General features: G+C 44.0%; 10 protein-coding genes and 1 pseudogene. 9 read left to right on the plus strand and 2 right to left on the minus strand.

Translation table 11 applies throughout. From position 1 onward, the window contains the following. Positions 1-6: 6 nt before the first annotated feature. From ACW6QF_RS11985 to glmM, 9 genes and pseudogenes are all read left to right on the plus strand, one after another. Positions 7-1,374, plus strand: coding sequence for a hypothetical protein (locus tag ACW6QF_RS11985; protein ID WP_456088002.1), 1,368 nt, complete (start codon positions 7-9; stop codon positions 1,372-1,374). 81 nt (positions 1,375-1,455) lie between these two features. Then, on the plus strand, positions 1,456-3,132 hold the full coding sequence (locus tag ACW6QF_RS11990) for an OmpP1/FadL family transporter (RefSeq protein WP_298549548.1): 1,677 nt from the start codon (positions 1,456-1,458) through the stop codon (positions 3,130-3,132). A 453-nt stretch (positions 3,133-3,585) separates the two neighbouring features. After that, a pseudogene (locus tag ACW6QF_RS11995) lies at positions 3,586-3,894 on the plus strand (hypothetical protein); the annotation flags it as partial. Between the two features lie 522 nt (positions 3,895-4,416). After that, the gene (locus ACW6QF_RS12000; RefSeq protein WP_186931137.1) at positions 4,417-5,010 is read left to right on the plus strand and encodes an RNA polymerase sigma factor; all 594 of its coding nucleotides are present in this window, start codon (positions 4,417-4,419) and stop codon (positions 5,008-5,010) included. 341 nt (positions 5,011-5,351) lie between these two features. Next, the gene (rpe, locus tag ACW6QF_RS12005) at positions 5,352-6,002 is read left to right on the plus strand and encodes a ribulose-phosphate 3-epimerase (RefSeq protein WP_456088003.1); all 651 of its coding nucleotides are present in this window, start codon (positions 5,352-5,354) and stop codon (positions 6,000-6,002) included. Beyond that, positions 5,999-7,279, plus strand: a complete 1,281-nt coding sequence (locus ACW6QF_RS12010; RefSeq protein ID WP_456088004.1) for a ComEC/Rec2 family competence protein — start codon at positions 5,999-6,001, stop codon at positions 7,277-7,279. Before rpe ends, ACW6QF_RS12010 begins: the two co-directional genes overlap by 4 nt. 38 nt (positions 7,280-7,317) lie before the next feature. After that, positions 7,318-8,367: a DHH family phosphoesterase gene (locus tag ACW6QF_RS12015; protein WP_456088005.1), complete on the plus strand. Its 1,050-nt coding sequence runs from the start codon at positions 7,318-7,320 to the stop codon at positions 8,365-8,367. 54 nt (positions 8,368-8,421) lie between these two features. Further along, positions 8,422-9,003 (plus strand): DUF4827 family protein, encoded by a 582-nt coding sequence (locus ACW6QF_RS12020; protein ID WP_298549543.1) that lies wholly within the window; start codon positions 8,422-8,424, stop codon positions 9,001-9,003. 10 nt (positions 9,004-9,013) lie between these two features. After that, entirely contained in the window at positions 9,014-10,402 is a 1,389-nt protein-coding gene (gene glmM / locus ACW6QF_RS12025; protein WP_298549541.1) for a phosphoglucosamine mutase, read from the plus strand. 99 nt (positions 10,403-10,501) lie between these two features. On the opposite strand, the gene ACW6QF_RS12030 is transcribed toward glmM, so the two are convergent. Then, positions 10,502-11,677 (minus strand): phosphoribosylaminoimidazolecarboxamide formyltransferase, encoded by a 1,176-nt coding sequence (locus ACW6QF_RS12030; protein ID WP_456088006.1) that lies wholly within the window; start codon positions 11,675-11,677, stop codon positions 10,502-10,504. 26 nt (positions 11,678-11,703) lie between these two features. Next, positions 11,704-12,195: an NUDIX hydrolase gene (locus ACW6QF_RS12035; protein WP_456088007.1), complete on the minus strand. Its 492-nt coding sequence runs from the start codon at positions 12,193-12,195 to the stop codon at positions 11,704-11,706. Positions 12,196-12,291 lie beyond the last annotated feature (96 nt).

A 12,291-nucleotide genomic window follows, 5' to 3' on the forward strand; every position in this document is an offset into this window, starting at 1 on the left:
AAACCCATGAAATTAACGTCTTTGATGGTGATGCTTCTGGTTGGCTTCAGTGCCGCAGCCCAGGAGGAGTTCTTTGATGATGTGTATTTCTCTTCCAGCAAAAAAGATAAAAAAGAAAAAACAGAAGAGAAGGTTATACAGCCTAAAGAGAAAGTGGAACGCACGGCAATAGCTTCTACATACAGCACCAGCAAAAGAAAAAGCGCTGTGTCTGATGAAGAACGCGATGTAGATGAATATAACCGCCGCTATACTTCGGTCGACGTGGAAGAACCGTATGACGAAGAATCGGACGGTGAGGTCCTGGCCGAATATAACGACGATATGGATAATGAAGCAACGGTCGCTTCCGGTTCTAAAAAGGAACGCCGTTCGGATACGGAATATACCGAGCGTATCATCCGTTACCATTCACCGAGCAAGATTACGATTGCCGGAGCAGACCAGGTCGATCTGTATCTGAGTGACGGGTATTACGGGTATGGCTACGATACGGACTATTCCAACGGCAATGCCAACGTAAGTGTCAATGTGAACATCGGCAACGGCTGGGGCGGTTACTATGATCCGTGGTACAGCGGATGGTATGGTGGCTGGTACGGCGGTTGGTATGATCCCTGGATCTATAGCCCGGCCCGCTATTGGGGCTACGGTCCGTCCTTCGGCTTCGGCTGGGGTTGGGGCGGCTTCTATGCCGGCTACTGGGGCCCGTCTTGGGGCTGGGGGCCTGGTTACTGGGGACCTGGTTACTGGGGACCCGGTTATTGGGGCGGTGGATATTGGGGTGGCTCTTGGGGGCATCATCACCATCATGCAACACCGTATTATCGTACTAATGCAGGTCGTTCAACTTCTTATGCAAATAGTTATAGAGGTAGCGGAGGTAGAAATGGTAGTTCGACTTATAGGCAGTCTTCGCGTGATAGATACAATAATGGCTCAGCCACTTCTTTGAGAGGAGATGGAAGCACTTCTGTTGTCAGTAACAGAAGCAATCGATCTGGTCGCCCTTCTGCTTCACAGGGTACAACTATCCGAAATGAAAGTATTACAGCGCGTCCATCCTCTTCCAGTAGCTCGGCAAGAACACGTGTAAGCCGTCGGAATGATGCTAATACAATTGGATCATCTTCATCTTCACGTATTTCTTCTCGCTCATCATCTTCTAATTCTTCAAACCGTCAGTACACAGCTCCGGCAAGAAGTAATAATAGAAGTAGTTTTGATAATAGTAGTACTCGTTCTTCTCAGTCAAGAAGCCAGAGCACTTATACACCTTCAAGAAGTAGTAGTTCCGGTTCTTCTTACAGTGGTGGCGGTGGCCGTTCTGGTGGTGGTGGCGGTAGCGGCAGAAGCGGTGGTGGCCGTCGGTAACGAGTTGTTTGTAATATAAAATATTGAGGGGCAGATTTCTGCCCCTTTATCAATAAAAGGTATTAGTAAAAGAAAAAAGTGATGAATAGAATAGCATGCTTATTAGTTTCAGCATTCCTGTTAAGTGGTGGTGCTGCGTTTGCGCAAGGCGAGTTGGATGCCTATAGGTATTCTCAAACCGATTTAAATGGTACTGCCCGCTATTTGAGTATGGGAGGTGCTTTTGGTGCATTGGGGGGGGATATTTCTGCAATGTCTTCCAATCCGGCCGGCCTGGGAATCTATCGTAGCTCGGAAGTGGTTACAACATTGAGTTTGTCATCGATCAAAACGAAATCCGACTGGAATGGTTCAAAGGCTGATGGCAGTAAAACAAAGTTTAATTTTGATAATATCGCCTATGTAGGATATTTTCCCACAGGAAATGATGAAGGGGTAATAGGGTGGAATGTTGGCTTCTCTTATAATCGAGTAAAGAACTTCAATCGTAATTATCGTTTATCCGGTACTCAAAATTTTTCGTTAGCTGACTATGCTGCAGCTAAGGCTTCTTATGTTGGAACTGATAATAATGGTGGCTGGTTTGGTGTTAAAGAAAATGATATGCCTCCATTTAATCAGATTAATAGTGAATCAATTGCAGCATATAATGATTTAGGAGGAGTTTGGTTACCAGGGTTAGCTTATCAATCAGGAATGATTGGAGCAAATAAAAAGGATGCAAATGATGATATGTATCATTCAACTTTTGCAGAGTGGGATGAGGCGAATCAGACGTGGTATCCTGATAGTCGACCGGATCTTTCTTCATTGGAAGTCAGTGAAAGAGGGGCTATTGACCAATATGATTTTTCGTTTGCTACAAATATTTCAAATAAGTTTTTTTTAGGTGCTACTATTTCTGTAACTGATTTGAATTATCGGATGTCTTCTGAATATACAGAAGAATATTATTATACAGATGGTTCTATAGATCATTTGTTTTGGGATAATGAGTTAAGAACCGATGGTACTGGGTATTCATTTAATATAGGAGCAATTATTCGTCCTTCTGATTACCTGCGTTTAGGTGTCGCTTATAATTCTCCTATTTGGTATAAGTTGACAGATTCTTATTTTGGAAGTGCAGAAACGCTTAATGGAAATTTTGATCCAGCAAAAGCAAATGGTGCAACTCCAAGTAATCCGAATCCTTATACAATGTATAAACTTCGTACTGCGGATAAGTGGATTTTTAGTGTTGCTGGTATTATTGGACAAACCGCTTTGATTAGTTTGGATTATGAATTAGGAAATTATAGCTTTATGAAGCTTTCCGACCAGGATGGATATGAATATACAGATATAAATAAAGATTTAATTAAAAAAGATTTTGGTTATGCTCATACGATAAAGCTTGGAACTGAGATAAAAATAACTCCTCAATTCGCTATTCGTGCCGGTGCTAACTGGCGGACAAGTCCGATGAAAAAGGAGTTTAGAGAAGGGGCTTTCGAGGTATTTCCGGCAGGAACAGTTGCCCATTATACCTTGGATAAAGGAACAACTTCGTATTCCGTAGGTTTTGGATATCGTTTTACTCCTAATTTTTATATGGATTTGGCTTGTGTATATCGTCAATATAAGGAAGATGCTTATACGTTTTCTAAAGTTATTATAGAAGATAATAATGGTTTTCACACGCTTGTCGATTCAGAAGCAATCGGGCTGAAAACAAATACTACCCAAGTTGCCCTTACGTTAGGTTATAAGTTTTAACTAATATAGATTATATAATTCATCCTCTATCCGTGTAACTTATTTACGGGTAGAGGTTTTTTTTTGAAAAAACAAACAAAAAATTTGTTTATATGAATGTATTGTATTAATATTGGAGTGTTGATTTATTATTTTTCTGTACAGAGAGTGAATATATCTTAGATCCTTACATTTCTTCCTAAACCTTTGTGTTTTTATCAGAATTTGCCTGATGGAACCAACCTTTTATAAAGAAGTGCTTCTATTTGTTTTTAACTACGTTGTTTTTATGTTTTTTTATTTAAATCTGAATGTTATGGAAATATTAAGTAAGCTATTGGCATGTTTATTAGTATGTAACATGCTCTTTTCATTGTCGTGTCGTGATGAAATAATTCCAGAAAAAGACTCACTTAATAATTTGTGTAAGATCAAAAGAACCATTATTTTTGTCTTATTCTAAAACTGAAGGGAATGTCCGTAGATGCAGTAAAACAAGAACTGTTGGCGAAGTTGAAGCAAGAGCATTGTTTCTGGTCGTACAATGAAAGCTCGGTCAATGAGGTTTCGGATGAAATATTGATAGAGAAAACTTTGTTGCACTTGGATTTGGAAGAAATCAACCAGCTGTTTCAGATATTTTCATTCAAGAAGATAAAACAAGTGTGGCTGGACTATCTTATTCCTCAAGAGGAATATCTTTATACGTTGAACCGCTTTTTTGCTTGGTATTACTTTAAAGTAAAGAAACCGGATGCCTATATCAAATCTATGGCTACTCGCCAGAGTGAAGATTTGGACTTTATGAAGTGGCGTACTTGTAAAACGGAGAAGATGGAAGTCATGTTACGGCGAAGTTATTTCCGTGATTATTATGATATCTTTTCTATTTTGAAAAGTGGTATGTCTATAAATGATTTAATTTCTTTGGCTTTAAGTTATTCCGGGCATAAGTTGAAATCTAAAAATTTGTTGGCTATGCTTACTAATAGCAATCGTTTCACAAGAGATGCCGGATTTGATCAATTGCAACCAGTTTATTCTGTTACTGCACAAGAGATAGAAGAATTTATCAAATCCAGCCTGTTGTGAATGGCGACTTTGTTCGTAAAAGCCCCCTGTTCGTACATAAAACGTACGGGCAGGGGGCTTTTTTGCTTAAAAATAAAGGAAATGTTTGCCTATTTAAAATACTTTTCGTTCTTTTGCCTTTGTAAATATAAATAATAGTATTGTCTAACAATTTTAAACATCGTTGCCTATAGCATAAACATTACTCAAGAAAAAACTAAAAATATAGAAGTAATGAAGACTTTAAGAATGATGACTGACGAAGAGTTGGTTGTTCTTTATGCAGAAGGTAATAATGCTGCTTTCGATGTATTGTTGAATCGTTATAAAAGTAGCATACACTCCTACATTTACTTTATAGTTCATAACAAAGATCTCACAGAAGATATCTTTCAGGAGACTTTTGTCAAGGTGATTATGACTATTAAACAAGGCCGTTATACCGAAAACGGTAAGTTTAAGGCATGGATTACCCGCATTGCTCATAACCTGATTATCGACAACTTCCGCCAGGAACGTAGCGAAAATACGGTTTCAAACGATGAGGTGGAAGTGGATCTTTTCAATAATATCAAACTTTGTGACGGTACGATCGAAGATAACATCGTACGCCATCAGGTATTGTCCGATGTGAAAAAGTTGGTGAAGCATCTGCCCGACAGCCAACGCGAAGTATTGGAAATGCGTTATTATCAGGATCTCAGTTTTAAAGAAATTGCCGATATTACCGGTGTGAGCATCAATACGGCTCTGGGGCGTATGCGCTATGCGATCTTGAATATGCGCCGTATGGCGGAAGAAAACAGTATCGAGCTGTCGATGGCCTGATCGTAAAAAATGAAAATTTATTTTCTTGTCATACAATAAGGAGAAAGCCTTCCCGTTTTATTATCAAACAAGATAAAAAACGAGCTGCCTATGAAGAGACTTTCTACTCAATGTATGAATGAAATAGAAAATAAAACAGACAGGAACCGAAAAGAAAGGAAAACAACGCCGCGTCGGCAAACACTTGATTTCCTTACTCAATTTGCGAGGGTTTATCATTCAGAACCCGCTTTACGCACGGAATTCTGTGGTTTGGTAATGAACTAAGAAATTTGGAAAGAGGATGCCTTTACTGGTATTCTCTTTCTTTTTTCATACCTTTGCAGAAAAGCAAAAAGAGTATGAAACATAAAATAGCACCTTCTCTGTTGGCTGCCGATTTTCTGAACCTGCAGCGGGAAGTGGAAATGATCAATAAGAGTGATGCCGATTGGTTGCATCTGGATATCATGGATGGGGTGTTCGTCCCTAATATATCGTTTGGCTTTCCGGTTCTGGAAGCGTTGAAACCGATCTGCAAGAAACCGATGGATGTACATCTGATGATCGTGGAGCCGCAAAAGTTCATTCCGGAAGTGGCGGCTACGGGCGCCTATATGATGAATGTGCATTATGAGGCCTGTACGCATCTTCACCGTACGGTGGCGGCGATCAAAGAGACGGGGATGAAGGCGGCTGTCACATTGAATCCGCATACGCCGATATCCCTGTTGGAAGATATCTTGCAGGATTTGGATATGGTGTTGCTCATGTCGGTGAATCCGGGGTATGGCGGACAGAAATTTATCGAACATTCGATAGATAAAACGGCTCGTCTGAAAGATATGATCCTGGCAAAAGGATTGAACACCTTGATCGAAGTCGATGGCGGGGTGAATATGCAGACTGCAAAACCTTTGCTTGAAGTGGGTGCAGACGTGCTGGTTGCCGGCAGCTTTGTTTTCCGTTCTCCTGATCCGTTGAAGACGATCCGGGAACTGAAAGAATTATGATAAAAGAATTACAGATCCGTCCATTTGCCCGTCCGCTGCTTGTCTGGATCACGGGGATTATGTTGCAGACCGTTTTTTCGTGTTGTATTTATTCTTGGGTATTATTATTGCTGCCTGTTATAGCACTTGCCACAGCCGGTCTTACCTTGAGAGGGCGGGAATATTTTTGTTATGAAACCCGTTGGCTGTGGGGAGCGGTTTTTTTGTCCCTGTTGCTTTTCCTTTCGATACAAAAGACTGCTTATTCGCAGTCTGAATCTGTATCGGAACATCCGGTTTCCGGCCTTTCCCGTTGGACCCGGGAAGAACAGCAGCGATTATTGGAACCGATCGCAAAACTGAATCTGACCGATGAAGAAAAATCCGTACTGGCCACTATTACCGTGGGTTACCGGCAAGCCATGAGCCGGGAAGTGAGAGACCGCTTTTCAGCTACAGGGGTAGCGCATGTTTTGGCCGTAAGCGGCTTTCATGTGGCAATCGTCTGTGGATTTTTGTCTTTTCTTCTTTCTTTTCTCCCCCGGAACGGGCTTGGCAAGTGGGTCCGGTATCTGTCGACCATTGCGTTGTTGTGGGCTTTCGTTGCGGTGACAGGGTGTGCCGCCTCGGCTGTCCGGGCAGGATTAATGCTGACTTTGTTTCTGACGGGACTTGTCTTGGGGAGGATGACGGAACGGTATAATATTCTGGCGGCTTCGGCTTTCGGCATGTTGGTTTATGAACCGCTTTTTCTGTTCGACATCGGTTTTCAACTAAGCTATTTGGCCGTGTTTTCCATTTTGTATTTTCAGCCCCGGTTACAATATTTGATAGAAATCCGCAATCCCCTTTTTCTGACTCCGTGGAGATGGATCACCGTAACGCTGTCGGCACAAATCGGCACGACGTTCCTCTGTCTTTATTATTTCGGGCGATTTTCAACCGTCTTTTTGTTGACGAATCTGCCACTTACCTTGTTGGCGACGCTGTTGGTGCCTGTATGCCTGGTCTGGATGTTGCTGCCGGCAGGTTTTCCGGGTGCTGAGTGGTTGCAGGTTGTTGTGGAATGGCTCGCGCATCGTTTGCTCTGGATCGTAGATTCTTTTAGCCGGGTGCCGGGAGCGTTTTTTTCTTTCCGGTTCGATTTCCTAATGATGCTGGTGGCGTATGGAATGCTTTTGTCCACCTTATTGTATGGCCATACCGGGCGTTCGCGCTATCTGTTTGTCACGCTGTTTTTGTTGTTAATTATACTCCTTGTCCGGGTGATTGAGAATTTAAAGCTGTGCGGAATCTAAAAAAAGTAGTACCTTTGTCACTGAAAATAAGAGAATATATGATTACGAAAATCATTCACGAAGAGAAAATTCAGAAAGCCAAGAAGTACGTCGAGAAAGGCGAAAGTTTTGTAATAGTGACACACGTTACCCCTGACGGGGATGCTATAGGTTCCGCATTGGGACTGTACCATTTTTTGACAGCCTATGGAAAAGATAATGTGGCGGTAGTGGTTCCCAACGATTTTCCCCAGTTCTATAAATGGATGCCGGGTCATAAGGAAATCGTCATTCATGAGAAATATCCTGATTTTGCCGAGCAGTTGATCCGGGATGCGGATGTCATATTCTGCCTCGATTTCAACGAACCCAAGCGTATCGAGAAACTGGCTCCGGCTGTTGTGGCGGCAGAGGGGCGTAGGGTGATGATCGACCATCATCTGAATCCGGCCGATTTTTGCCGGGTTACGATGTCATATCCTGAAATGTCGTCTACGAGCGAGATGGTTTTCCGTTTCATCTGCCGCATGGGGATGTTCGACCTGATCAATAAGGATTGTGCCGCTTGTATCTATACGGGCATGATGACGGATACCGGTTCGTTTACCTACAACTCGAATAAGCCGGAGATTTATACGATCATAAGCGAACTGATCAAGAAAGGCATCGATAAGGATTTGATCTACCGGAAAGTGAACCAGGTCTATTCGGAAAGCCGTTTGCGCATGATGGGATACGTCTTGTATGAAAAGATGAAGGTTTATCCGGAGCAAAACGCCGCTCTGATCACGCTTTCGTTGGAAGAGATGAACCGTTTCCATTATGTGACAGGCGATACGGAGGGATTTGTCAACCTGCCGTTGAGCATCGAGAATGTGGCTTTCAGTGTCTTTATCCGCGAAGATAAGGATTATGTGAAGATCTCGCTTCGGTCTGTCGGAGATTTTCCCTGCAACCAGTTTGCAAGCCGGTATTTCAATGGCGGCGGACATAAAAATGCTTCGGGTGGAGAATTCCATGGTTCATTGGCCGATGCTGTTGCCGTGTTTGAGGAGGGTTTAAGGGGATTTAATCCTAATAAAACAGAAGATTTAAACAAACATGCCTGAGATATGGCTGAGATTATATACATTTGCCATTCATTTACAATAAATACGTAACAGATGAAGAGAGGTTTTTATATCCTGTTGATTATGTGCACTGCCATAATGGTGGTGTCGTGTGACAAGACAAAGTCATACACTGATATGTTGAAGGCCCAAAGAAAAGCGATCGAGCGTTTGCAGGTTGATAGCGGATTCGTCTTTTTAGATGAATTTCCTAAGGACAGTATTTTTAAGGAAAATGAATTTGTTGAGTTGGATAATGGTGTTTATCTGAATATCGTCAATAGAGGAAACAGCGAACGTGCGGTGTTGGGACAAACGGCGATCCGTTCCCGTTTTATTGCTCAGATGTTTATGGAAAATAGCAGCATGGGAACCGGTACTGTCAACCTGCTCGGGCCGCATTCTAACGGAACGTCTCCAGTTGAGTTCAGGTATGGTTATTACACCAGCCTTTATCCGGATATGGATTATTATTATGATATATTTATTTGCGAAGGTTTAGGTGCCGGACTTCCTTATGTGGGAGACAGCGCGGTTGTCAAACTGATCGTTCCGTTTAAACTGATGAGCAGTGATTTCCAGAGTACGGGAACTCCTGTCTTTTTTGAGAAAGTGAAATATACTTTTATAAAATAAATCTAACTAAATGACACTGATTAAATCTATTTCTGGTATCCGTGGGACAATAGGCGGAAACCCGGAAGACGGGCTCAATCCGTTGGCTATTGTCAAGTTTGTGGCCGCTTATGCTACATTCATTAAGAAAAACACGAAGGTGACAACAAACAAGATCGTGGTAGGCCGTGATGCACGTATCTCCGGTCCGATGGTTAAACAAGTCGTTCTCGGTACGCTTACCGGAATGGGCTTTGATGTGGTAGACATCGATCTGGCTACTACCCCGACCACAGAGTTGGCCGTTGCCTGGGAAGAAGCTTGTGGCGGTATCATTTTGACTGCCAGCCATAATCCGAAACAATGGAATGCCTTGAAGTTACTGAACGAACGGGGTGAATTCCTGAACGCTGCCGAAGGCGCCGAGGTACTGAAGATAGCGGCTGAAGAAAGTTTTGTATTCGTCGATGTCGACAATTTAGGAAAAGTCTATCTCAACAATACCTACAACCAAAAGCACATCGAGAGTGTATTGAAGCTGGATTTGGTGGATGTCGAGGCTATCAAGGCCGCTAATTTCCGTGTCGCTATCGACTGTGTAAACTCGGTAGGCGGTGTCGTTATTCCCGAATTGCTTTCTGCTCTGGGGGTAAAGGAAATTTTCAAGCTGCATTGTGCTCCTCACGGTAACTTTGCACACAATCCGGAGCCGATCCCTGAAAACCTGACGGAGATCTCCGACTTGATGAAGCATGCCAAAGCCGATGTCGGTTTTGTCGTAGACCCTGACGTAGACCGTTTGGCTATTATCTGCGAAGACGGGGAGATGTTCGGCGAAGAATATACATTGGTGGCTGTCAGCGACTATGTTTTGAGCCATACACCGGGCAATACGGTTAGCAACCTGAGTTCAAGCCGTGCTCTGCGTGACGTAACCCGTGCTCACGGTTGTGAGTATAACGCGGCAGCAGTGGGCGAAGTGAATGTCGTGACGAAGATGAAGGATACTAACGCCATCATCGGTGGTGAAGGCAATGGCGGTGTGATCTATCCGGCCAGCCATTACGGTCGTGATGCTTTGGTGGGCATCGCCCTGTTCCTGACTCATCTGGCAAAGAAACAGATGAAGACAAGCGAATTGCGTGCTTCCTATCCTCCGTACTTCATTTCGAAGAAGAAAGTGGAACTGACTCCGGATATCGATGTGGATGCTATCCTGGCAAAGGTGAAAGAGAGATTCGCCCAGTACGATATCACCGATATCGACGGTGTGAAGATCGACTTCCCTGAAAAATGGGTTCATCTGCGTAAGAGCAATACGGAACCGATTATCCGTATTTATTCCGAAGCCCACACGATGCAGGAAGCTGAAGAAATTGGTGACGAGCTGATTCAGATCATTCGTGATATGTGTAAATAATCTTCATCGAGATAAAAAGAAAAGAGGTTATGCTTGATTGCATAGCCTCTTTTTTTGTCTTTTCATAACACCGGTGTTATGAAATCTTTGTTTTCCTTTTTAATGGTGGAACAACCGTATGCCTGTGAATGCCATTGCGATGCCGTATTTGTCACATGTGTCGATCACATGGTCGTCACGGACGGAACCGCCTGCCTGTGCGATATAATCCACGCCGCTCTTATGCGCCCGTTCGATATTGTCGCCGAAGGGGAAGAAGGCATCGGAACCCAATGAAACGCCTTTCAGCGTGTCCAGCCAGGCACGTTTTTCTTCTCGTGTCAGGACTTCCGGTTTTTCAGTGAAGAACTGCTGCCAGATGCCGTCGGCCAAAACATCTTCATGGTCGTCGCTGATGTAGACGTCGATCGTGTTGTCGCGGTCTGCACGGCGGATCTTCTCGATCCAGGGCAGGTTCATTACTTTCGGATGCTGGCGCAAGTACCAGATGTCCGCTTTGTTGCCTGCCAGACGGGTACAGTGGATACGGCTTTGTTGGCCGGCACCGATACCGATGGCCTGTCCGTCCTTGACGTAGCAGACGGAGTTGCTTTGTGTATATTTCAGCGTGATAAGAGCGATGATCAGGTCGCGCTTCGCTTCGTCCGGGAAGTTTTTGTTCTGGGTCGGGATGTTGGTCAGCAGGCTTTCGTCCAGCTTGATCTCGTTACGTCCCTGTTCGAATGTGATACCGAAAACATCTTTGTGCTCGATGGGGGCTGGGCGATAAGCCGGATCGATCTTGATGACATTGTAAGTGCCTTTCCGTTTATTCTTCAGGATTTCGAGTGCTTCCGGCGTATAGTCGGGAGCAATGACGCCGTCGGAAACTTCGCGGTTGATGAGACGTGCAGTCGCTTCATCGCATGTGTCGCTGAGTGCGATGAAGTCACCGTAAGACGACATGCGGTCGGCACCGCGGGCGCGGGCATAGGCGGTTGCAAGAGGAGTGAGCGGAAGGTCGTCCACAAAATAGATCTTTTTCAACGTGTCACTCATTTCGATTCCCACGGCGGCTCCTGCCGGACTTACGTGCTTGAAGGAAGCGGCGGCAGGCAGTCCGGTTGCTTCTTTCAGTTCCTTTACCAATTGCCAACTATTGAAGGCATCCAGGAAGTTGATATATCCGGGACGTCCGTTCAAGACTTCTATGGGCAGTTCCCCTTGCTGCATGAAAATGCGCGACGGCTTCTGGTTGGGGTTGCAGCCGTACTTGAGTTCTAATTCTTTTGCCATTGTTTTATGCTTTAGTGTTTTGCAGTTTACATGAATAACCGTTTGTATTCCCCTTCGAAGTTGGGCGTGAAAACTCCTTTTCCCATATTTTCGAGGATTTCGGCAGAGGACCAGAAACGTCCGCCGTCCAGTTCGGAAGGGTCGGGGGTGACCGGACCCTCGTAAGTGGTGCGGTAGGTATTGACCAACTCTTTTTCTATGGCCGATTCGAATACATAACGGGTGATGAATCGCGGGACGAAATCTGTTATCCCTAATTCTTCCCGTACTTCCCGGCGAAGGGCTTCTTCGACCGTCTCTCCGTAGTCGATATGGCCTCCCACGGCCGTATCCCATTTACCGGGTTGGATATCTTTGTTCATCGAACGCTTTTGCAGGTAGAGATCGCCCGCTTCATTGAAAATATGCAGGTGCACTACTGGATGTAACATCTTCGATCCGCTATGGCACTCTTTGCGCGTCGCCTTCCCTATCGTCTCTCCCTCCTCATTCACCAAAGGAAACCATTCTTCTTTCATTGATTTTTGATTTTGAGAACAAAGATAGAGAAATAAGGTTATCATTGCCAACAAATATATGATATATGGAGCAGGAAGATTTAAATAAGGAGCCTA

It is taken from the genome of Parabacteroides sp., assembly GCF_977054455.1.